Source organism: Pseudomonas sp. FW300-N2A2, from assembly GCF_017351735.1.
In the GTDB taxonomy this organism is placed as follows: Bacteria; Pseudomonadota; Gammaproteobacteria; order Pseudomonadales; family Pseudomonadaceae; genus Aquipseudomonas; species Aquipseudomonas migulae.
Genome location: NZ_JACNDU010000039.1, coordinates 14,414 through 36,736 on the forward strand (window position 1 = coordinate 14,414; position 22,323 = coordinate 36,736).

20 protein-coding genes are annotated in these 22,323 nt (G+C 61.6%); 14 read left to right on the forward strand and 6 right to left on the reverse strand.

Translation table 11 applies throughout. From position 1 onward, the window contains the following. The first annotated feature begins 38 nt into the window (after positions 1-38). The 3 genes from J4E42_RS27120 to trxA all read left to right on the forward strand — a co-directional run bounded on the left by J4E42_RS27120 (position 39) and on the right by trxA (position 2,200). Positions 39-503 carry a YbaY family lipoprotein gene (locus J4E42_RS27120; RefSeq protein ID WP_032832770.1) on the forward strand — a complete coding sequence of 155 codons (465 nt, stop codon included), beginning with the start codon at positions 39-41 and terminating at the stop codon, positions 501-503. Next, positions 500-1,156 (forward strand): methyltransferase, encoded by a 657-nt coding sequence (locus J4E42_RS27125; RefSeq protein ID WP_008042945.1) that lies wholly within the window; start codon positions 500-502, stop codon positions 1,154-1,156. The genes J4E42_RS27120 and J4E42_RS27125 overlap by 4 nt, the downstream gene beginning before the upstream one ends. A 171-nt stretch (positions 1,157-1,327) precedes the next feature. Then, entirely contained in the window at positions 1,328-2,200 is an 873-nt protein-coding gene (gene trxA / locus J4E42_RS27130; protein WP_008033751.1) for a thioredoxin, read from the forward strand. Positions 2,201-2,305: 105 nt separating this feature from the next. On the opposite strand, the gene J4E42_RS27135 is transcribed toward trxA, so the two are convergent. After that, a complete protein-coding gene (locus J4E42_RS27135) occupies positions 2,306-2,644 on the reverse strand; it encodes a hypothetical protein (RefSeq protein WP_192228076.1) in 339 nt (112 codons plus the stop codon). Between the two features lie 135 nt (positions 2,645-2,779). Between J4E42_RS27135 and J4E42_RS27140 the strand changes: the two genes are divergently transcribed. The 5 genes from J4E42_RS27140 to J4E42_RS27160 all read left to right on the forward strand — a co-directional run bounded on the left by J4E42_RS27140 (position 2,780) and on the right by J4E42_RS27160 (position 6,925). After that, on the forward strand, positions 2,780-3,364 hold the full coding sequence (locus J4E42_RS27140) for a DUF2796 domain-containing protein (RefSeq protein WP_207286588.1): 585 nt from the start codon (positions 2,780-2,782) through the stop codon (positions 3,362-3,364). A 132-nt stretch (positions 3,365-3,496) separates the two neighbouring features. Beyond that, positions 3,497-4,207, forward strand: a complete 711-nt coding sequence (locus J4E42_RS27145) for an ABC transporter ATP-binding protein (RefSeq protein WP_008033756.1) — start codon at positions 3,497-3,499, stop codon at positions 4,205-4,207. Between the two features lies 1 nt (position 4,208). After that, positions 4,209-5,474 carry an ABC transporter permease gene (locus J4E42_RS27150; protein ID WP_008033758.1) on the forward strand — a complete coding sequence of 422 codons (1,266 nt, stop codon included), beginning with the start codon at positions 4,209-4,211 and terminating at the stop codon, positions 5,472-5,474. A gap of 11 nt (positions 5,475-5,485) precedes the next feature. Beyond that, positions 5,486-6,004 (forward strand): DUF3299 domain-containing protein, encoded by a 519-nt coding sequence (locus J4E42_RS27155; RefSeq protein WP_032829112.1) that lies wholly within the window; start codon positions 5,486-5,488, stop codon positions 6,002-6,004. A gap of 222 nt (positions 6,005-6,226) precedes the next feature. After that, a complete protein-coding gene (locus tag J4E42_RS27160; RefSeq protein ID WP_008042936.1) occupies positions 6,227-6,925 on the forward strand; it encodes an OmpW family protein in 699 nt (232 codons plus the stop codon). Positions 6,926-7,107: 182 nt separating this feature from the next. Here J4E42_RS27160 and J4E42_RS27165 read toward each other — a convergent pair whose 3' ends face one another. Together J4E42_RS27165 and J4E42_RS27170 are read right to left on the reverse strand one after the other, a co-directional pair. Next, complete coding sequence (locus J4E42_RS27165) at positions 7,108-8,037, reverse strand: NAD-dependent epimerase/dehydratase family protein (protein WP_207286589.1); 930 nt, start codon at positions 8,035-8,037, stop codon at positions 7,108-7,110. After that, positions 8,030-8,914, reverse strand: coding sequence for a sugar nucleotide-binding protein (locus J4E42_RS27170; protein WP_032829110.1), 885 nt, complete (start codon positions 8,912-8,914; stop codon positions 8,030-8,032). Before J4E42_RS27170 ends, J4E42_RS27165 begins: the two co-directional genes overlap by 8 nt. A 324-nt stretch (positions 8,915-9,238) precedes the next feature. On the opposite strand from J4E42_RS27170, the gene J4E42_RS27175 reads away from it, so the two are divergent. The 5 genes from J4E42_RS27175 to J4E42_RS27195 all read left to right on the forward strand — a co-directional run bounded on the left by J4E42_RS27175 (position 9,239) and on the right by J4E42_RS27195 (position 18,300). Then, on the forward strand, positions 9,239-13,546 hold the full coding sequence (locus J4E42_RS27175) for a DEAD/DEAH box helicase (RefSeq protein WP_207286590.1): 4,308 nt from the start codon (positions 9,239-9,241) through the stop codon (positions 13,544-13,546). 214 nt (positions 13,547-13,760) lie between these two features. Further along, a complete protein-coding gene (locus tag J4E42_RS27180; RefSeq protein WP_207286591.1) occupies positions 13,761-14,963 on the forward strand; it encodes an MFS transporter in 1,203 nt (400 codons plus the stop codon). Between the two features lie 274 nt (positions 14,964-15,237). Next, on the forward strand, positions 15,238-16,035 hold the full coding sequence (locus J4E42_RS27185) for an endonuclease/exonuclease/phosphatase family protein (protein ID WP_207286592.1): 798 nt from the start codon (positions 15,238-15,240) through the stop codon (positions 16,033-16,035). Further along, positions 16,032-17,327 carry a cardiolipin synthase ClsB gene (gene clsB, locus J4E42_RS27190; protein ID WP_207286593.1) on the forward strand — a complete coding sequence of 432 codons (1,296 nt, stop codon included), beginning with the start codon at positions 16,032-16,034 and terminating at the stop codon, positions 17,325-17,327. Before J4E42_RS27185 ends, clsB begins: the two co-directional genes overlap by 4 nt. After that, complete coding sequence (locus tag J4E42_RS27195) at positions 17,314-18,300, forward strand: lysylphosphatidylglycerol synthase domain-containing protein (protein ID WP_207286594.1); 987 nt, start codon at positions 17,314-17,316, stop codon at positions 18,298-18,300. Before clsB ends, J4E42_RS27195 begins: the two co-directional genes overlap by 14 nt. Before the next feature lie 103 nt (positions 18,301-18,403). Here J4E42_RS27195 and J4E42_RS27200 read toward each other — a convergent pair whose 3' ends face one another. From J4E42_RS27200 to J4E42_RS27210, 3 genes are all read right to left on the reverse strand, one after another. Then, positions 18,404-19,162 carry a S9 family peptidase gene (locus tag J4E42_RS27200; RefSeq protein WP_008044043.1) on the reverse strand — a complete coding sequence of 253 codons (759 nt, stop codon included), beginning with the start codon at positions 19,160-19,162 and terminating at the stop codon, positions 18,404-18,406. Continuing rightward, on the reverse strand, positions 19,152-20,261 hold the full coding sequence (locus J4E42_RS27205; RefSeq protein ID WP_207286595.1) for a DUF3182 family protein: 1,110 nt from the start codon (positions 20,259-20,261) through the stop codon (positions 19,152-19,154). Before J4E42_RS27205 ends, J4E42_RS27200 begins: the two co-directional genes overlap by 11 nt. A 288-nt stretch (positions 20,262-20,549) precedes the next feature. After that, on the reverse strand, positions 20,550-21,548 hold the full coding sequence (locus J4E42_RS27210; RefSeq protein ID WP_207286596.1) for a GlxA family transcriptional regulator: 999 nt from the start codon (positions 21,546-21,548) through the stop codon (positions 20,550-20,552). Between the two features lie 101 nt (positions 21,549-21,649). Here J4E42_RS27210 and J4E42_RS27215 point away from each other — a divergent pair, with 101 nt between their 5' ends. Next, positions 21,650-22,198 carry a cysteine hydrolase family protein gene (locus J4E42_RS27215; protein ID WP_008044039.1) on the forward strand — a complete coding sequence of 183 codons (549 nt, stop codon included), beginning with the start codon at positions 21,650-21,652 and terminating at the stop codon, positions 22,196-22,198. Positions 22,199-22,323: the final 125 nt, after the last annotated feature.

Below are 22,323 nucleotides of genomic sequence, written 5' to 3' on the forward strand. Positions count from 1 at the left end.
GAGAATGATCCATGGATTTCACCTTGCTGGAGCCGCAAATGTCACTCAGACCGCTCGTATTGCTCAGCCTTTTCAGCCTGTTGGTGGCCTGCAGCAGCGATGCACCCAAGCCCCAGCCCCCAACGCCCGGCCCCGCTCCACAGGCGGCGCAGAAAAAAGCCCGCGAGTCCGCCAACCTCGGTCCGCTGCCCGCTTATCAGCGTGAATTGAGCGGCACCTTGCAAGGCGTGCCGGCCGGTGCCGAAGTCGAATTGGCGCTGCTGGTGATCGATGAAAAGGATCGCCCGCAACAATTGCTCGCCAGCTCCAGCCTGATCGGCACCAATCAGGTATTGCCGTTTCACCTGCGCTTCAACCCGGATTCGTTTCCGGCCGGTGCCCGCGTGGAACTGCGAGGCCGCGCCAGCCAGTCCGGCCAGCTGATTCTGCACCTGCCGTCGCAAGTCATCACCCAGCCGACTACCCAGGCCCTGGGTCAACTGCAATTCGTCAAAGCGCCATGATTGCACCGCTCGACCTGCAACAGGCGTTGGGGGAGTTACTGGGCGATGCACAACTTGTCCCGGTCGCCTTGCCCGATACCGCCCTGAAACTCTGGCTGATCGACGGCGACAACATGGACCGCGCCTTCAGCCCGGAAGAAACCCGGCGGATTCTGCATGAACCGCCGTACTGGAGTTTCTGCTGGGCCAGCGGGTTGTCGATGGCCCGCTACCTCGCTGAATTCCCCGAGTGGGTCAAAGGCAAACGCGTGCTGGATTTTGGTGCCGGTTCCGGCGTCGCGGGGATTGCCGCGGTGAAGGCCGGGGCGCTGGAAGTGGTGGCGTGTGACCTGGACCCGCTGGCGATTGCCGCCTGTCGGGCGAATGCCGAACTCAATGAAGTGGAACTGAGTTACTCGACGGACTTTTTCGCCGAGGCGGATCGCTTTGATCTGATCCTGGTGGCCGACGTGCTGTACGACCGGGAGAATCTGCCGCTGCTCGATGAGTTTTTGAGTCGCGGCCGGGAAGCGCTGGTGGCGGATTCGCGGGTGAGGGATTTTCGTCATCCGCTGTATCAACGCATCGAAATGCTCGAAGCGATGACCTTGCCGGATCTGGCCGAGCCTGAAGAGTTTCGGTATGTGAGCCTGTATCACGCGCGGCGCGCTTAAAAGCTTCGCGGGCAAGCCTCGCTCCTACAGGTTTAGTGCCGCTCTTAATAACGACGCGGACCTGTAGGAGCGAGGCTTGCCCGCGAAGGCCATCTGTCAGACTGCGCACACTTTCAGCCACCCCCCGCCAAGCCGTATAGTTGCCCCATTCACGCTTTTACGAGATCCCCCATGAGTCAGCAAACGCCGTACATCTTCGACGCCACGACTGCCGATTTCGACCAGTCGGTGATCGAGAACTCTTTCCACAAACCGGTGCTGGTGGATTTCTGGGCCGAATGGTGTGCGCCCTGCAAAGTGCTGATGCCGATGCTGCAGACCATCGCAGAGAGCTATCAGGGCGAGTTGCTGCTGGCCAAGGTCAACTGCGATCTGGAACAAGACATCGTCGCTCGCTTCGGCATCCGCAGCTTGCCGACCGTGGTGTTGTTCAAGGATGGCCAGCCAGTGGACGGTTTTGCCGGTGCGCAGCCGGAATCCGCCGTCCGCACCATGCTCGAGCCTCACGTACAAATGCCGCCACCGGCGGCGGCTGATCCGTTCGAACAGGCTCAGGCGCTGTTTGACGAGAGCCGTTTCGCCGACGCAGAAGCCATTCTCAAAGTGCTGCTGGGCGAAGACAACACCAACGCCAAAGCGCTGATTCTGTATGCCCGTTGCCTGACAGAACGGGGTGAGCTGGGTGAAGCGCAGATCGTGCTCGACGCGGTGAAAAGCGATGAACACAAGGCCGCATTGGCCGGTGCAAAAGCGCAGATCCAGTTTCTCGGCCAGGCCAAGGACTTGCCGGATGCCGCCGACTTGAAGGCGCGCCTGGCGAAGAATCCGCAGGACGATGAAGCGGTGTATCAACTGGCGATCCAGCAACTGGCCCGTCAGCAGTACGATGCGGCGCTGGATGCGTTGCTCAAGCTGTTCGTGCGCAACCGCAGCTACAGCGAAGGCTTGCCGCACAAGACGTTGCTGCAAGTGTTCGAGTTGCTGGGCAATGATCACCCGCTGGTGACAACGTATCGCCGCAAGTTGTTTGCTGCGTTGTACTGATAGACCGCGTTTTCGTTCATCGCCAGCAAGCCGGCTCCTACAGGTTCGTGCAAATCCTGTAGGAGCCGGCTTGCCGGCGATGGCGGCCGCACAAACAACGCATTTCTACAGCCAGCGATACAGCGGCGTATCTCCGCCACTCTCCACCTTCACCTCCGCGCTATGCCGCAACCGCACCAGCAGACGCTTGCCCGACGCTGCGCTGCCAGTCAAACCTTCCAGTTGCTCCAGCAAATCCGGCCCGCTCAGTTGCCCGGCCTTGCGCAGCAGATCCTTTGCGACCTGCCACTGCGCATCATCCTGATTCACCGGTTTGGCCGGCGTCGCACTGACCTCTGGCTTGACCACCTGCACCTGCGCGCCGAGCCGCGCCCAGTCAGCGTCGTCCATCTCCAGGGTCAAATCCACCGGCCAGTCGCCGATGCTTCCGCGTATACGCAACATGGTTTCGCTCCCGCACATTTCTGACCTGCATGCTCCCATGGGACTTGTGCAACGCCAAGTAGCCGGTCAAACTCCTCGCACTTACGTTATAAGATTACATAACAAATTCTTCATTTTACTTTTCGGAGACCCGCCATGCGCCGTCTGCTGCTCGCTTTGCCGTTTGCCCTGTTGCCGCTGGCCATCGCCCATGCCGCCGATGAGCATGATCACGACCATGAACACGGCAGCCTCGGTGCCCACGAGCATGGTGTCGGTCGCCTGAACGCAGCGCTGGACGGTCAGACCCTGGAGCTGGAGCTGGAAAGCCCGGCGATGAACCTGGTGGGTTTCGAACACGTGGCCGCCAGCGACGCCGACAAAGCCAAAGTCGCCGCCGCCCGTGCGCAACTTGAAAAACCGCTGACCCTGTTCAACCTGCCGAAAGCGGCGGGTTGCGTGGTCGCGACTCAGGAACTGGAGAGCCCGCTGTTCGGTGACAAGCCGGATGCCGATGATGATCATGACGACGATGCCAAAGACGAGCATCACCACGACCACAGCGAAATCCACGCTCATTACCAGTTCACCTGCGCGACGCCGGGCGCACTGAAAACCCTGGATCTGGCAAACCTTTTCAACACGTTCCCGGCGACCCAGAAAATTCAGGTACAACTGATCAGCCCGAGCGGGCAGCAAGGGGTAGAAGTGACGGCCAAGGCGGCCGCCCTGAAATTCTGAACCCACCGCCCCCCTGTAGGAGCCGGCTTGCTGGCGATTGCGGTGTATCAGCCAACACATTTGTTGAATGATAAAACGCAATAGCCAGCAAGCCGGCTCCTACAGGTCATCTGCATTCATGAAACCGGTGTTATGACCCAAGCACTCATCGAACTGTCCGACCTGGGCTTCAGCTGGCCCGGTCACCCGCCGCTGCTGGACATCCCGGCCTTTCGCCTGGAACCGGGTGAAACCCTGTTCCTCAAAGGCCCCAGCGGCAGCGGCAAGACCACCCTGCTCGGCCTGCTCGGTGGCGTGCAAAAGCCCGATCGCGGCAGCATTCGCCTGCTCGGCCAGGAACTGACCGAACTCGGTGCCGGCGCGCGTGATCGCTTTCGCGTCGATCACACCGGCTACATCTTCCAGCAGTTCAACCTGCTGCCATTTCTCTCGGTGCGTGAAAACGTCGAACTGCCCTGCCACTTCTCCAGGCTGCGCGCCGAACGGGCGATCCAGCGCCATGGCAGCGTCGATCAGGCGGCGGCAACCTTGCTCGCTCATTTGGGATTGAAGGATGAAAGCATCCTCGGCCGTCGCGCCGACTCGCTGTCCATCGGCCAACAGCAACGCGTCGCCGCCGCCCGTGCGTTGATCGGTCAGCCGGAACTGGTGATCGCCGACGAACCGACTTCTGCGCTGGATTACGACGCCCGCGAAAACTTCATTCGCCTGTTGTTCGCCGAATGCCGCGAAGCCGGGTCGAGCCTGTTGTTCGTCAGTCACGACCAAAGCCTTGCGCCGCTGTTCGATCGCAACCTGTCGCTGGCCGAACTCAATCGCGCCGCCACGCCTGCAGAGGTTTGAGATGTATTTGTTTCGTCTAGCCATGGCCAGCCTGGCTAACCGCCGCTTCACCGCGATCCTGACCGCGTTCGCCATCGCCCTGTCGGTCTGCCTGCTGTTGGCCGTGGAACGCGTGCGCACCGAAGCCAAGGCCAGTTTTGCCAGCACCATCAGCGGCACCGACCTGATCGTCGGCGCCCGCTCCGGTTCGGTGAACCTGCTGCTGTACTCGGTGTTCCGCATCGGCAATGCCACCAACAACATCCGCTGGGACAGCTTCGAGCACTTCGCCAACAACCCGAAAGTGAAGTGGGCAATCCCGATGTCGCTGGGCGATTCCCATCGCGGGTATCGGGTGATGGGTACCACCGAGGCGTACTTCGAGCATTATCAGTACGGTCATCAACAACACCTGGAACTGGCTGACGGTCGCGCCTTCGCCACCGATCCGTTCGAAGTGGTGCTCGGCGCCGAAGTGGCCGATGCACTGCACTACAAACTCGGCGACAAACTGGTGCTGGCCCACGGCGTGGCGGTGATCAGCCTGGTCAAGCACGACGACAAACCGTTCACCGTGGTCGGCATTCTCAAACGCACCGGCACCCCGGTGGACCGCACGTTGCACATCAGCCTCGGAGGCATGGAAGCGATTCACATCGACTGGCACAACGGCGTGCCGGCGCGCGGCAACGGTCGGATCAGTGCTGATCAGGCACGCAACATGGACCTGACGCCGCAAGCGATCACCGCGTTCATGCTCGGCCTCAACAGCAAGATTTCGACCTTTGCCCTGCAGCGCGAAATCAACGAATTCCGTGGCGAACCGATGCTGGCGATCCTGCCGGGCGTGGCGCTGCAAGAGTTGTGGAGTTTGATGAGCACCGCAGAAAAAGCCTTGTTCGTGGTCTCGCTGTTTGTGGTGCTGACCGGGTTGATCGGCATGCTCACGGCGATTCTCACCAGCCTCAATGAACGTCGGCGCGAGATGGCGATTCTGCGTTCGGTGGGCGCGCGGCCATGGCACATCGCGACGTTGCTGGTGCTGGAGGCGTTCGCCCTGGCGCTGTCGGGCGTGATCGCCGGCGTGGCCCTGCTTTATGTGGGCATCGCCGCTGCTCAAGGCTACGTGCAGGCCAATTACGGTCTGTTTCTGCCGCTGGCGTGGCCCAGCGAATATGAATGGACGCTGCTCGGTGGCATCCTGATCGCCGCGCTGCTGATGGGCAGCGTGCCGGCGTGGCGCGCGTATCGCCAATCCCTGGCCGATGGCCTGTCGATCCGACTATGAGGACGTTAATGATGCCCCGCGCTTTGCTTGCGCTGTTGATGCTGGTTGCCTTGCCGCTGTGGGCCGCCGAGCCGAAAGAGCTGACCTGGTCGGAAATGATCCCGCCGGACGCCGCGCCGGAAGTGCCGAACATGACACCCCTGCACGACCTCTCGCAGATGGGCAGCGCGCTGTCCGCCGAGTCGGCGCCAGCCGCGAAACAGGACATGCCCAATGCACCGGTGGTGAAGAGCCTCGACGGTCAGAGCATCCGCCTGCCGGGCTACATCGTGCCGCTGGAAGTGAGTGAAGAAGGCCGCACTACAGAGTTTCTGCTGGTGCCGTATTTCGGCGCCTGCATCCATGTACCGCCACCGCCGTCGAACCAGATCGTGCATGTGAAAAGCGAAGTCGGCGTGAAGCTGGACGAGCTGTATCAGCCTTATTGGATTGAGGGGGCGTTGCAGGTCAAGGCGTCGACCAGTGAGTTGGCGGATGCCGGGTATCAGATGGAGGCGGACAAGATTTATATCTATGAATTGCCGGAGTGAATCTGGTGTTCGTATGTTGATTTGAAGGGCGCCTTCGCGGGCAAGCCTCGCTCCTACAGGTCCTGCGCTAACCTGTAGGAGCGAGGCTTGCCCGCGAAGGCGTCCTCAAAGGTTCCGCAAAAAAACAGGCCATCACCGTTTCATTGAGCTGAGTCAAAAGACCGGACCAGACCGCTCCGTACCATTGGACATCGAACATTTTTAACGTCCTCTGGAGCCTCCATGCACAAGTCCTTGCTCAGCGCCTCGCTGTTTGCCCTCGCGCTCGCAGCCCCGCTCGCCCACGCCCACGAAGCCGGCGACATCCTCCTTCGTGCCGGTGCAATCACCGTCAACCCGAAAGCCGACAGCTCCGACGTCAAAGTCGATCAAGGCCCGCTGGCAGGTACCAATCTGGGTGGCAAGGCCACCATGAGCAGCGACACCCAACTGGGTCTGAACTTCGCTTACATGCTCAACAGCCACTGGGGCATCGAGCTGCTCGCTGCCACGCCATTCGAACATGACGTGAAGCTCAAAGGCACCGTCCTGGGTGCGGCCAACGGCAAACTCGGCAGCCTGAAACACCTGCCGCCGACCTTGAGCGTTGTCTACTACCCACTGGACGGCAAGTCTGCATTCCAACCGTACGTTGGCGCCGGTATCAACTACACCTGGATCTACGACGAGCACGTCGGCAGCGAGGCCAGCGCCAATGGCTTCAGCAACTTCAAGGCAGACAACTCCTGGGGCATGGCGTTTCAGGTCGGTGCCGACTACATGATCACCGACAACATCATGCTCAACGCCCAAGTGCGTTACATCGACATCGATACCACCGCCACCGTGGAAAACAACGCCGTGGCACAGGGCACCCGTGCCAAGGTCGATGTCGACGTGGACCCGTTCATCTACATGGTGGGCCTGGGTTACAAGTTCTAACGAGCAAACATGTGGTGGTGTTTGAACGCTGTCAGTGAAGGTGAAAAACCTGTGGGAGCGAGCCTGCTCGCGATTACGGTCTATCAGTCGACATAGATGTTGACTGATCTGCCGTTATCGCGAGCAGGCTCGCTCCCACAGTAGTTTGCGGTGTTCAAAAGCCTTAGCTGATCCACAGTGTTCTAACGACCGAGCAACCGCGCCAGGCCGACACTCATCGGCGTCTGAGCCGGGCAGGAAAACCGCTCCAGCAGTCGCTGATTGTTCGCCCGCGAATGGCGGATATCACCCGAACGCGCCGGGCCGTAGCTCACTGGCGGCAGTTCACCGACCGCCACTTTCAACGCTTCCAGCATTTGCTTGAGCGTGGTCGCCTGGTTCCAGCCGACATTGACCGCACCGACTTCAACCTGCGGTTTTTCGATGGCTTGCACCAGCACATCGACCAGATCTTCGACGTAAACAAAATCCCGCGTCTGCTCGCCATCGCCAAACACGGTGATCGGCAGGCCGCTTTGCGCGCGCTCGCTGAAAATGCTGATCACCCCGGAATATGGTGAGGACGGATCCTGGCGCGGGCCGAAGATGTTGAAGAAGCGGAAAATCACCGGTTCCAGCGCATGCTGGCGACGGTAGAAATCGAAGTAATGCTCACTGGCCAACTTGTCTGACGCATACGGCGTCAGCGGTTCCTTGGGCGTGTCTTCGTCGATCGACTGGCCTTCGCCATTGTTGCCGTAGACCGCTGCGCTGGAAGCAAACAGCACACGTTTGACGCCGCTCTGGCGCATGGCTTCGCAGACATTCAGCGAACCGATGAAATTGCTCTGGTGAGTCTTCACCGGATCATCCACCGAAGCCTGCACCGACGCCACGGCTGCCAGGTGCGCGACCGCACTGCAACCGGCCATTGCGCGAGCGACCAGGGCGGCATCGGCGACGTCGCCGACTATCAGCTCGACGCGAGGATTATCCAGCGCCAGGTTGCTGCGTTTGCCGGTGGACAGGTCGTCGAGAATCCGTACCGAATGGCCCTTGGCGAGCAAGGCGTCGGTCAGGTGCGAGCCAATGAAACCCGCGCCGCCGGTGATTAAAACAGGGCCGTCAGCCATGGCGATAGAACCTGTCCAGTAAGCCAGGGAGTGCCGCACGCCAGGCGCGGGGCTTGATCCCGAAGGTGTGAAGGATTTTCTTGCAGGCCAGCACCGCGTGTTGTGGCTCTTCGGCAGCGTCCGGGCGTGCGGCGTGAGCCTGGGCGGTCGGCGCTTCGATGGCCAGCGGATGCAGTGCGCGGGCTTCGGTGAGAATCGCCTGCCCCAGCGCCAGCGGCGTGGTCGCCTCGTGCCCGGCGTAGTGGTAGGTGCCCCACAGTGGCGCCGCGCAATCGAGTTGCTTGAGCACCGAAATGATCACCCGGGCCGCGTCGTCGACCGGCGTCGGGTTGCCGCGACGGTCATCGGCCATCAACAGTTCTTCCGGCTTTTCGGCCCGGGACAGGAAACGCCCGAGGGTGCCGTCGGGGCTGTCATCGAGCAGCCAGCCGAACCGCAGCAGCACATGCTGCGGGCAGGTCGCGCGCACGCTTTGCTCGATGCGCCACAAGGCCTGACCACGCAGGCCCAGCGGCACCGGCTCGTCTTTTTCGCTGTAGGCGGTCGCCCGCGAGCCGTCGAATACCCGATAGCTCGAGGGTTGCAGCAGAACGATGTTGTGATGCTGGCACAGTTCGGCCAGACGCTCGATTGCACGCTCTTGCCCGGCCAGACGCGATTCGCTGACCGTCTCCGCCTGGAACCAGTCGAAGTAGTAGGCGAGGTTGATCAACGCGTCCGGGCGCGTGTCGTCGAGCAGTTGCGTCAGGCTCGCGGCATCCCAGCCGTCTTGCGGTGGGCGGGGGGCGAGGAAACCGATGTCTTCCTCCGCACCGAGGCGAATCAGCGCCTGCCCAAGGGCATTTCCGCCGCCCAGTAACATAAGGCGCATTCGCATAGAGTCAGCAGGCCCAGTCTGATTGGATCAATGGCTTTATCGGCACCGCTCGCGGGCAGTGCCGTCGATAGTTGCCGGAATCGTTGCATTTTGCGGGTTTAGTGCGCAACCGTCATCCGTAAAGTGTAGATCTCCGGGATTTGTGGTGCTGCTTCGGGCCCTATCGCTGGCAAGCCAGCTCCTACAGTGATCGCTGTTGTTCACAAATGTTGTGTCCACACAAAAACCTGTAGGAGCTGGCTTGCCAGCGATGGGGCCTTACCTGTCAGCAGAGATCCCGAGCGGTACTTGCAACTTCCTCACCCCACCCGCATAAATTACTCTATGAATCTGCCCATCCCCACGGACGCGGCCATGGCAGGCTTCCACCCCGCCGTCAGCGCCTGGTTCAGCAGCACCTTCCCGACGGTCACCGCCGCCCAGGCCCGGGCGTGGCCGCTGATCCGCCAACACCGTTCGACCCTGATCGCCGCGCCCACCGGCTCCGGCAAAACCCTCACCGCGTTTCTCGCCGTCATCGACGATCTGGTTCACCGTGGCCTGGAAACCGCAGACGGGCTGCCCAACGAAACACTGGTGGTCTACGTCTCGCCGCTCAAAGCCTTGTCCAACGACATCCAGATCAACCTGCAAAACCCGCTGGCCGGCATCACTGAACAGTTACATGCGCTGGGCCTGCCCGAGTTGCAGATCAACACCGCCGTGCGCACCGGCGACACGCCGCAAAAAGAACGCTCGGCGATGCGCAAGACCGCGCCGCACATTCTGGTGACCACCCCGGAATCCCTTTACGTGCTGCTCGGCTCCGACTCCGGCCGGCAAATGCTCGGCACCACGCGCACGGTGATCGTCGATGAGATCCACGCCATCGCCGCCAGCAAACGCGGCAGCCATCTGGCCCTGAGCCTGGAACGTTTGCAGGCGTTATGCGCAGCACCGTTGATGCGCATCGGCCTGTCCGCCACGCAAAAACCCATCGAAGCGGTTTCACGCTTTCTGGTCGGTCGTGATCGCGCATGCGAAATCATCGACATCGGCCATGCCCGTCCACGGGATTTAGGCATCGAAGTACCGCCGGTGCCGCTGTCGGCGGTGATGGCCAACGATGTGTGGGAATTGGTCTACGACCGCCTCGCCGTCCTCGCCCGCGAACACCGCACCACATTGATTTTCGTCAACACCCGACGCTTGGCCGAACGCTTGAGCCGGCATTTGAGCGAACGTCTCGGCAAGGAAGCAGTCGCCGCCCACCACGGCAGCCTGGCCAAGGAGTTTCGTCTCGATGCCGAACAACGACTCAAGTGCGGCGACCTGCAAGTGCTGATCGCCACGGCGTCGCTGGAATTGGGGATCGATATCGGCGATGTCGATCTGGTCTGTCAGATCTCATCGCCGCGTTCGATTGCCGGATTCCTGCAACGTGTCGGCCGCTCCGGCCACCAGGTCGGCGGCACGCCCAAGGGCCGATTGTTCGCCACCACCCGCGACGATTTGATCGAATGCACCGCCCTGCTCGACTGCGTACGCCGGGGCGAACTCGACACCTTGCAGATTCCTCAAGCACCGCTGGACGTGCTAGCCCAGCAGATCATCGCCGAGGTCAGTTGCCAGGAATGGCCGGAGCACGCGCTGCTGGAGATGTTCCGCAATGCCTCGCCCTACGCTGAGCTCGACGAAACACATTATCAGGCGCTGCTGCAGATGCTCGCCGAGGGCTACAACGGTCGCCAGGGCATCCGCAGCGCGTACCTGCACCGCGACGCCGTGACGCGTACGTTGCGCGGTCGGCGTGGCAGCAAACTGACTGCCGTGACCAGCGGCGGCACCATCCCGGACAACGCCGACTACAGCGTGCTGCTGGAACCGCAAGGGCTGAACATCGGCAGCGTCAACGAAGACTTCGCCGTGGAAAGCATCGCCGGCGATGTCTTTCAGTTGGGCAACACCTCGTACCGAATCCTGCGGGTCGAAACCGGCAAGGTCCGGGTCGAAGACGCGCAGGGCCAGCCGCCGACCATTCCGTTCTGGCTCGGTGAAGCGCCGGGGCGCAGCGCGGAGTTGTCCTTCGCCGTGGCGCGCCTGCAAGCGCAACTCGACGACCTGCTCGGCGCCACGCCCGGCAACTTGCAGCCGGCCCTCGACTGGCTGACCGAGACCCTCGGCCTGAACCTCGACAGCGCCGGACAACTGGTGGATTACCTCGCCCGCGCGCGCCTGACATTGGGCGCCCTGCCCTCGCAGGACACGCTGCTGATGGAGCGCTTTTTCGATGAGTCCGGCGGCACGCAACTGATCATCCACACGCCCTTCGGCAGCCGCATCAACCGCGCCTGGGGCCTGGCCCTGCGCAAGCGTTTCTGCCGCACCTTCAACTTCGAATTGCAGGCCGCTGCCAGCGAAGATGCGATTGTGCTGTCGCTGTCCACCAGCCACAGCTTTGAGCTCGATGAGGTCTGGCGCTACCTGCACAGCAACAGCGCCGAACACCTGCTGATTCAAGCGGTGCTCGATGCGCCGCTGTTCGGCGTGCGCTGGCGCTGGAATGCCGGCGTCGCATTGGCGTTGCCGCGCTACAGCGGCGGGCGCAAAGTCCCCCCGCAGATTCAGCGGATGAAAAGCGAAGACCTGATCGCCAGCGTGTTTCCCGACCAGATCGCCTGCGTGGAAAACCTCGCCGGCGAACGGGAGATTCCCGATCATCCACTGGTGGAACAGACCCTCGACGATTGCCTCCACGAAGCCATGGACTGCGAAGGCTGGCTGACGTTGTTGCGGCGCATGGAACGCGGCGACGTTCGCCTGATCAGTCGCGACCTGCCGGCGCCCTCGCCGCTGGCCGCCGAAATTCTCAGCGCCCGGCCTTACACCTTTCTCGACGACGCGCCGCTGGAAGAGCGCCGCACCCAAGCCGTGGTCAACCGGCGCTGGACCGACCCGCAGTCCACCGACGACCTCGGCGCGCTGGATGCCGAGGCCATTCAAGCGGTGCGCGATGAGGCCTGGCCGACGCCGACCAATGCCGATGAAATGCACGAGACGTTAATGAGCCTCGCGTGCATTGCCGATGCCGAGGCGCAGGCCAATGCGCAGTGGATTGATTGGTTGAATGCCCTTGCCGAGAGCGGTCGCGCCAGTCGTTTGCAGATCGATGCCGGGCAATCGCTGTGGCTGGCGGTGGAACGGCTGACATGCCTGCGCGCCATTTATCCACAGGCAAATTTGTCGCCACCGCTGGAGGCGCTACCGGGGTTCGATGACGCCTGGGAAGCAGACGAAGCGGTGCTGGAAGTTATCCGCGCACGGCTCAGCGCTTTTGGTCCGTTGCCGCTGAGCGCGATTGCCGAACCTCTGGGATTACCTGCGACTCACGTCACCCAGGCACTCGCGCAACTGGAACGCGAAGGGTATGTGCTGCGCGGTCACTTCACCCCCGGCGCCGATCAGGAAGAATGGTGCGAGCGGCATCTGCTGGCGCGAATTCATCGCTACACGGTCAAGCGTCTGCGGCGAGAAATCGAGCCGGTGGCGTTGCAGGATTTCATGCGATTCCTGTTCGACTGGCAGCATCTTTCTGCCTCGACTCAAGGCCAGGGCAATGCGGTGCTGCCCGCCATCGTCGCTCAGTTCGAAGGCTATCCCGCCGCCGCTTCAGCCTGGGACAGCGACATTCTTGCGGCACGGATCAAAGGCTATTCGGCGAGTTGGCTGGATGACCTGTGCCGCAGCGGCAAACTGGTCTGGACCCGCCTGACCGCACACAACAAAAGCGCCAGCACGGCGCTGCGCAGCACACCAATCGTATTGCTGCCGCGCAGCCAGGTCGGGTTGTGGAGCGGTCTGACCGAACAGACGCCGGTGAGCGACCTGTCGCCCAAAACCCAAAAGGTTTACCAAGCCCTCAGCCAACATGGCGCGCTGTTTTTCGATGAGCTGATTCACGAGGCGCATCTGCTGCGCTCGGAGCTGGAAATCGCCTTGCAGGAACTGGTCGGCGCCGGGCTGGTGAACGCCGACAGTTTTGCCGGTTTGCGGGCGCTGATCACGCCGGCCAGTAAACGGCAGAATCGCAGCAGCCGACGCGGGCGCGGAGCGTTTATCGGAGGCATGGATGACGCCGGACGCTGGGCCTTGCTTCGACGCGGGGCGCCATCGCCAGCGATGGACAACAAACATCCAACGCCGAGCGACACTCTGGAACACATCGTCATGACCTTGCTGCGCCGCTACGGCGTGGTGTTCTGGCGCCTGCTGGAACGCGAAGCAGACTGGTTGCCGAACTGGCGCGAATTGCTGCGCACGTTCCATCGGCTGGAGGCTCGCGGTGAGATTCGCGGCGGGCGGTTTGTCAGTGGTTTGGCCGGTGAACAGTTCGCCTTGCCCGAGGCGATTCCGTTACTGCGCGAAGTGCGGCGGCGGGCGCATGACGGGAGTCTGATTGCCGTGTGCGGGGTTGATCCGCTGAACCTCGCCGGCACGCTGCTACCCGGTGCGAAAGTGCCGGCGCTGACGAGTAATCGGTTGGTGTACCGCGATGGTTTGCCGGTGGCTGCCGAGATCGCTGGCCAGCAGGTTTTCTGGGTGGAATCGACGAGTGAAATACGCAACAAACTGAATCACCGCAATTCCCTGTAGGAGCGAGGCTTGCCCGCGAATAACGATGACGCGGCCTCCTTGATACACCGCGGCGCGTCCTTCGCGGGCAAGCCTCGCTCCTACAGGGATCTGGTGTACCCGTCAAAGTGATATTTGCGTTCAGGGCAAATATCAAATGCCGATACCTCTATTTTTCCGCACAACCCAATCCCCGACACTGCGCTCCATCAATCAACCCACCGGAGTTGCAGCCATGCCCATTGCCTTGCTCGCGCTGACCCTCAGCGCCTTCGCCATCGGGACGACCGAGTTCGTCATCGTTGGCCTGTTACCCACTATCGGCACCGACCTCGGCGTCAGCCTGCCGTCCGCCGGCCTGCTGGTCAGCCTCTATGCCCTGGGCGTTGCCATCGGTGCCCCGGTGCTGACCGCCCTCACCGGCAAAGTCCCGCGCAAAATGCTGCTGTTGTCGCTGATGGTGCTGTTCACCCTTGGCAACCTGCTGGCGTGGAAAGCACCGAGCTACGAATCGCTGATCATTGCGCGAATCGTCACCGGCCTAGCCCACGGGGTGTTTTTCTCGATTGGCTCGACCATCGCCACCAGCCTCGTGCCGAAGGAAAAAGCCGCCAGCGCGATTGCGATCATGTTCACCGGCCTGACGGTGGCGCTGGTCACCGGCGTACCGTTGGGGACGTTCATCGGTCAGCATTTCGGCTGGCGTGAAACCTTCCTCGCTGTCTCTGCTTTGGGTGTGATTGCGTTCATCGGCAGCCTGCTCTACGTGCCGAAAAACATCACCCACAGCAAACCCGCTTCGCTGCTGGAACAGTTGCAGGTCCTCAAGCAACCGCGCCTGCTGCTGGTGTATGCCATGACGGCAGTCGGTTACGGCGGTTCGTTCATCGCCTTCACGTTCCTAGCGCCGATTCTTCAAGACATTTCTGGTTTCAGCGCCGGCACCGTCAGCCTGGTGTTGCTGGTGTACGGCATCTCGGTGGCCGTCGGTAACATCTGGGGCGGCAAACTGGCCGACAAACGCGGCCCGATCAAAGCCCTGAAAATCATCTTCGCCCTGCTCGCTGCTGTGTTGTTCGTGTTGACCTTCACCGCCGGCAACCCGTGGCTGGCGCTGGCCACCGTGCTGGTCTGGGGCGCGGTCGCTTTCGGCAACGTGCCGGGCTTGCAGGTGTATGTGGTGCGTCAGGCCGAACATCACACGCCGAATGCGGTGGACGTGGCTTCCGGCCTGAACATCGCGGCGTTCAACCTCGGCATTGCCGGTGGCGCGTGGGGCGGTGGTTTGATCGTCGCTCACATGGGCCTGATCCATACCGCATGGATCGGTGGTCTGGTGGTGTTGGTGGCGCTGGCGCTGACCGCATGGAGCGGTCGCCTCGATCGCCTCGGTCCGGTCTATGCCGCGGGCTCAACCCGCATAGTCGCCGGTCACTGATCCCCCTGTAGGAGCCAGCTTGCTGGCGATGACGGCGGCACATTCAACATTGATGTGACTGACACACCGCTATCGCCGGCAAGCCGGCTCCTACAGGTTTAGCCCTCCTACCGTCTGTAGTCCCGTCGAAACTTTCTCGCTTGCCCCGCAGTCATCAAAAGACAGGGGCAAACGGGGACCCTCAGACGGGAGGCGACATGGCGGCGATTCACAGCGGTATTTCAGCTTGGCGCTTCTTTGCCTCCGGCGAGCCTGCAGCACAAGGCGTGCTGCCATGAACCGCGCCGAGCAGTTCAACCCCGACGATGACTCGTCAGGAACCGTGAACGCCGTACGCCGCTTCACCGTGCTGACGGTCAACACGCACAAGGGTTTTACCGCGCTCAACCGGCGTTTCATCCTGCCGGAATTGCGCGAAGCCGTGCGCAGCGTGTCCGCCGACGTGGTGTTTTTGCAGGAAGTCCACGGCACCCACGAGCACCATCCCCAGCGTTACAGCAACTGGCCGACGATGCCGCAGTACGAATTCCTCGCCGACACGCTGTGGCCGCAGTTCGCCTACGGACGCAACGCGGTGTACCCGGCAGGCGATCACGGCAATGCGCTGTTGTCGAAATTCCAGATCATTCGCCACGACAACCTCGACGTGTCCATCAGCGGGCACGAAAACCGCGGCATCCTGCATTGCGTATTGCGCTTGCCCGTCGATGGCCCGGAGGTGCACGCGATTTGCATCCATCTGGGGCTGCGTGAAACCCATCGCAATGAACAGCTGAAGCTGCTGACCCAACGCCTCGCAGAATTGCCGAGCGACGCGCCGGTGATTGTCGCCGGTGACTTCAACGACTGGCGTCAGCGCGCCGACGCAATGCTCAAGCCCTGTGGTTTGCGCGAGGTGTTTGCCGAACTCCACGGCAAACCGGCGCGCAGTTTTCCGGCGCGCTTGCCGGCCTTGCGCCTGGACCGCATCTACGTGCGCAACCTCAAGGCCAGCCATCCGCAAGTCCTGGCGGCGCGGCCCTGGTCCCACCTTTCCGACCACGCACCACTATCGGTGGAGATCGAGCTATGAGCAGCGCACCGATGGAAAAAACCACCGTGGATCACGTGCCCACCAACCCGCCGGTGCGCGAACCCGGCGTGGTCGACGTTCAATATGGCTGGCAGGGCAACAACCGGGTGGAACTGCTGGAAAACGGCGAAGAATATTTCCCTCGGGTGTTCGAAGCCATGCGCCAGGCCAAGACTGAAATCCTCCTGGAAACCTTCATCGTATTCGAGGACAAGGTCGGCGAAGAGCTGCAGCAAGTGCTGATCGACGCGGCTCAACGCGACGTACGCGTCACGGCCAGTCTCGACGGGTTTGGTTGTGGCGAGTTGAGCACCGATTACCTCACCGCGTTGAGCGAGGCCGGCGTGCACCTGCAAATATTTGACCCGGCACCGAAGCGTCTGGGTATCCGCACCAATTGGTTCCGGCGCCTGCACCGCAAAATCGTGGTGGTCGACGGCACGATTGCGTTCATCGGCGGGATCAACTTTTCCGCCGACCATCTGGCCGACTTCGGCCCCGAGGCCAAACAGGATTACTCGGTTGAAGTGCAAGGCCCGGCGGTGACCGACATTCATCATTTCGCCCTGCTGCAAAGCGGTCGCCCGGCCCGCGCCAAATACTGGTGGCAACGCCGGCGGCAGCGGCGCTCGGAACTGGCGTTCAACGATCACGATGGCCAGGTCCGTTTGGTGTACCGCGACAACGGAGATCATCAATCCGATATCGAAGAGGTTTATCGACATGTCCTGCGCAGCGCCCAGCGTCGCGTGGTGATTGCCAACGCCTATTTCTTTCCCGGTTATCGCTTGCTGCGCGAGATACGCAACGCCGCGCGGCGAGGCGTCGAGGTGCGACTGATCCTGCAAGGCCAACCCGACATGATGGTGGCCAAACTGGCAGCGCGCATGACCTATGACTACCTGCTCAAATCCGGGGTGCAGATTCACGAATATTGCGAGCGCCCGCTGCACGGCAAAGTCGCGCTGGTGGACGAAGACTGGAGCACCGTCGGCTCAAGCAACCTCGACCCGTTGAGCCTGGCGATGAACCTGGAAGCCAATGTGCTGATCCGCGATCGCGCCTTCAACCGCGATTTGTTCGAACGCCTCGAGAGGCTGAGCGACAACCACTGCAAAGCCATGTGTGCGGACACATCCCCACGCGGACGGGTCTGGCACATGACCGTCGGTTTTCTGGTGTTCCACTTCCTGCGGCACTTCCCGGCTTGGGCCGGCTGGCTGCCGGCACACAAGCCACGCCTGAAGCCCTTCACCCACCTCGCCGGGGGCGATCACCATGAACCGCGCTGAAACCCATTCGGCGCCTCATGCCGAGAGCCCGCACACATCGCGCTGGAGTCGCTGGAAAAAACCGCTGACGATGCTGTTTTTCCTGGCGCTGATCGTCCTGTTCACGATGCTGGCCCAACGCATCGAATGGAACGAGGTGTTCGACACCCTCGCCGATTTCAAGGTGCGCACGCTGGTCATCGCTTCCGGGCTGACGCTGGTGAGTTTTCTGGTGTACGCCTGTTTCGACCTGATTGGCCGCACCTATATTCGTCAGGACCTGACCTGGAAACAGATCCTGCCAGTGGGGATCATCAGCTACGCCTTCAACCTCAACCTGAGTGCCTGGGTCGGCGGCATTGCCATGCGCTATCGGCTTTACTCGCGGCTCGGCGTGAGCAAAAGCAACATCGCGAAAATCCTCGGTCTGAGCCTGGCGACCAACTGGTTCGGCTACATGGTGATTGCCGGCGCGATGTTCAGCAGCGGGCTGGTGCGCATGCCACCGGGCTGGAAACTCAGCAGTGGTGCGTTGCAGGGCGTGGGGGTTCTGTTGCTGTTGGTGAGCGCGGGGTACCTGGCGGCCTGTCAGTATTCCAAGCGGCGAGAGTGGGCGATTCGCGGCGTCGAAATCAACCTGCCGTCCCTGCGCATGGCGGTGCTGCAACTGGCGCTCGGGGCGCTGAACTGGTCGCTGATGGCGGCGGTGATCTTCACCCTTCTGCCGAGCAAGCTGGATTATCCGCTGGTGCTTGGCGTGTTGTTGATCAGCGCGATTGCCGGGGTGATCACGCACATTCCGGCGGGGCTCGGGGTGTTGGAGGCGGTGTTTGTGGCGTTGCTGCAGCATGAGGCTTCGCGGGGGAGCCTGGTGGCGGGGTTGCTGGCGTATCGGGCGATTTATTTCATCTTGCCGTTGTTGATTACGTTGGTGATGTATTTGATTGTGGAGGCCAAGGCCAAGTCGCTGCGGATTGCGAAGAAACCCAAGTAGTTTGGCGTTTGCAAAGACGCCTTCGCGGGCAAGCCTCGCTCCTACGGGGTTCGCGCGCTTCCTGTAGGAGCGAGGCTTGCCCGCGAAGGCATCCCCGCCGCTCTTACGTCGACTGGATAATGCTCAACCGCTCACCCACCACCATCTCGGTAATCCAGTCCACCAGGATCGACGTATACGCCTGCTGCGAAACCGGCTCGCTCAACGCGTGATCGGCGCCGTCGATGATGCGGTGGGTCAGCGAGTGTGTCTGCTGACACGCCGCCCGGTAACTCATGATGGTCGCGTGGGGCACATAGTCGTCAGTCTCGGACTCCACCAGCAGCACATCCCCGGTAAATTGCGAACAGGCATGCAACGCGCGATTGCTGTCGGCGCGCACCAGCGTGCTGCGGTAATCACGCAAATCGAGCTTGTCCAGTTCGCGCTTGGGCGCGTGCCATTGCTCATCGCGATACAACGCCGGCACCCGCAGCGCCAGCCAGCGCACGGGGCGCAATGAGGTCAGAATCGCAGCCAGATAGCCGCCATAACTGGTGCCGACCACGGCAATCGCCGAGGTGTCGAGCGCCGGATGCGCGAGCAATCGATCGTACGCCGCCAGCAGGTCTCGCAGATTGTCTTCGCGGGAAACCCGCGTCAGTGGAATGCCGGTGCCGCCGGTGTGCCCGCGCAAGTCGAACGTCAGGCACACGCAGCCCAGACCTGCGATGCCTTTGGCCCGTTCAAGATCACGCTCCTGACTGCCGCCCCAACCGTGCACGAAGAGCACGCCGGGGACCTTCGATTTGGGGCTGAGAAAAGTCCCGCTCATCTGTTCATCGTCGATGTCGATCTGAATGGTTTCGCTTCTAGCCGTCATAGGATTTGACCGTTACGTACTTGAGGAGAAATTCACTGTTGTGCGCCGGCCCGCGGTACACCTCGATGGCGTCCGCCGGCAGCGCTTGATCGATGTAGGTTTCTACCGAGGACACACGAATCGCGCTCATCTGCGGGTCGTTGACGAAGCTCTGCAACGCCGCCACTTCGGCGCTGCTGGCACCGCCCATGCGCCAGGACTGTTCAAGCACGCCGCTGCGCTGTGTGCCGTTACTGTCCAGGCCTTGCGCGATGTCATAGTTGCGCCGCGAGGCATAGAAACCGGGATAGGCCTCGTCCGCCGCACGGTCGAACACCTGCGCTTGCCGGATGGCCAGCCGCACGTCGTCGGGCAGTTGCAGTTCGAGCAGCTCGTCGTAGCCGCCCTGCACCACGAGCAGATTGGAACCGCCATAAACCTGCTCGCCATGACCGTCTGCGGTCAGGTACTGATCACCGCAGTAACTCAACACTGTGCCGCCGATGAAGCTTTGGCCGACGCTGTGGGTCACCACCTCGGTCAGGTCTTGCTCCAACACCACACCTTCGGTGAATAGTACCTTGGCATCGGGTCTGCCGAGGATCGCATCGAATTGGTCGAGGTTCTGGATCACCTCCTGACCGCGTCCGGCGCAGGCATGGATCGGTTTCAGGCGAATCGGTCCGCTATCGAGCAAATGCTCCGCCGCAGGCCGAGCATCGCCGAGGGAGAACACGCTGAGACCCTCGAGCACCACGTTGCGCACCCGTTCGCAAAACAACGGCGACCAGCCGTACGGGGCAAAAGCGTTTTTGTTGCGCAAGCCGTGGCTGATGGCTTTGGTGCAGATGAAATCATGCTCGACATAGCCGCCCCACAAATCCTCCAGACCCTTGACGCCCAATTGCCGCGCGGCCGCAGCGCCGACAATGGTTTGTGTCGGCAGCAGATAAAGATCGCGACCGCTGTGGTGTTCGGGGTCGTAGCTGCCGCCGAATTTGAACCCGAGAACCTGCGCCAGCCAACGGGCCAATGCGTGATTGGTTTCGACTTCGTGCTGTGGCGCGTCGGGCCGCACCGAATGGGCGACCACCAGTTTCTTGCTGTTTGTTGGGGTCATGCGTCCCCCTTCAATCGGCGCTTGATGAATGTAGTTGTAGGGGTGCAGAGATCAGGCCAACAGCAGCTGATTTGAAATAATCGGCAATTCAATCAGTTGCAGAATCGGTGATAGCACTGGGCCTGTCTCATTCTGCACGACGGCCATTTCGCTCCCGGCATTTTGCACGATCAACGCCCTGCAAAGATCAAACTGTGGGAGCGAGCCTGCTCGCGATGAACCTGAGAGCGACGCTTTCATCCAGACAATTCGCGTAATCGTTAACGTCCATCGCGAGCAGGCTCGCTCCTACAGGGATCGGAGCACGGCGGTCGGCGAAACTCCAAACCGCGCCCGATAATCACTCGGCGCCAACCCCGTTATCTTCTTGAACGTCGCACGGAAGGCACTCGGGTCCTGATAACCGACGGTCCAGGCAATGTGGTCGATGGTGCCGTTGGTGAATTCAAGCATTTCCCGGGCCTTGCCGACCCGCAGGTGCTGGCAGTACTCGGTGGGTTTGAGCCCGGTTGCAGCACGAAATCTGCGCAGGAAGGTGCGCTCTTCCAGCCCTGCCCGTTCAGCCATGGTCGCCAGCGACACATCGGTCGCGCCGGTGCTTTGCAGCCAATGCTGAACCTTGAGAATCGAGGCGTCGCCGTGGCTGAGAATCGGTGAAAAGTTGCTGCCACATTCACTCGCACTGTCGCTGTGTTCCACCACCAGAAACCGCGCAGTGCCAGTGGCGATGCTCGGCCCCAGCAATCGGTCGACCAGACGCAAACCCAGCTCGGACCAGGCCATCAACCCGGCGGTGGTGATCAAGTCGCCGTCATCGACGATCGGCGTATCGGCCTTGAGCTTGATCGCCGGATAACGCTCGGCGAACGCCTTGGCCGACGTCCAGTGGGTGGTGGCGCTGCGGCCGTCGAGCAGGCCGCTCTCAGCCAATAGAATCGAGCCCACGCAGACGCCGCCGAGGGTTGCGCCTTGTGCGTGCTGCTGACGAATCCAGCGCAGCAAGCCTTGCGGCGCCTGGCCTTCGGAAAAACCGCCAATCGACGGCGGGATCAACACCGCCACCAATGCGCCGTCCGGCGCGGGATGGCTGTCGTAGATGCGCTGGGGTGGTTGATCGCCATCGACCTGCCAGTGGCTGACCCGCAACAGCGGCAACTGCGCCGCTTGATAGTCAGCGGCAATCCGGTTCGCCACCCCGAACAAGTCGGTCAGCCCGTGCACCGCCGCCATCTGCGCGCCGGGATAAATCAGCACGCCCAGCTCGGCGATTGCCTTTTGTACGTCCATTGTCAGTTTTCCCCCTTCTATTGTCGGTGCGGCCAATCCTCGGACGGTCCGCCAGAGCCAATACTTCATTCCACACCCACACACACTTCGAGGAAACAGTCATGGCCAAGCAAGCACTCATCGTAGTTGATATCCAAAACGACTACTTCCCCCAGGGCAAGTGGCCGCTGGTAGGCGCGGACGCGGCTGCGGATAACGCCGTACGCCTACTCAAAGCCTTTCGCGATGCCGGTGATTCGGTGGTGCACATTCGCCACGAGTTCACTTCCGACGAAGCGCCCTTCTTCACCCCGGGTTCCGAAGGCGCGAAGCTGCATCCCAAAGTCCTGAACCGCGCCGACGAGCCGGTGGTGCTCAAGCACTTCGTCAACTCGTTCCGCGAAACTGAATTGCAGTCAATTCTCGACGAGCAAGGTATCAAGGAGTTGGTGGTGGTTGGCAGCATGAGTCACATGTGCGTCGACGGCATTACCCGTGCGGCCGCCGACATGGGTTACGCCGTCACCGTCATTCATGACGCCTGTGCCTCGCGGGATTTGGAGTTCAACGGACTTACGGTTCCGGCGGCCCATGTTCATGCCGCGTTCATGTCGGCGTTGGGTTTTGCCTATGCTCGTGTGGTGTCTACTGGCGAGTTTCTGGCTGGGTGAGGTGAGGTGAGCTGAGCTGAGCTGAGTACATATCCGTTGCTGCGGTAACGGCTGCTATTGGTTTCGCTCTTACAGCGAGTCACTTTCGAAAAGCGCGAAAGTAACCAAAGCGCTTCTGCCCCTTT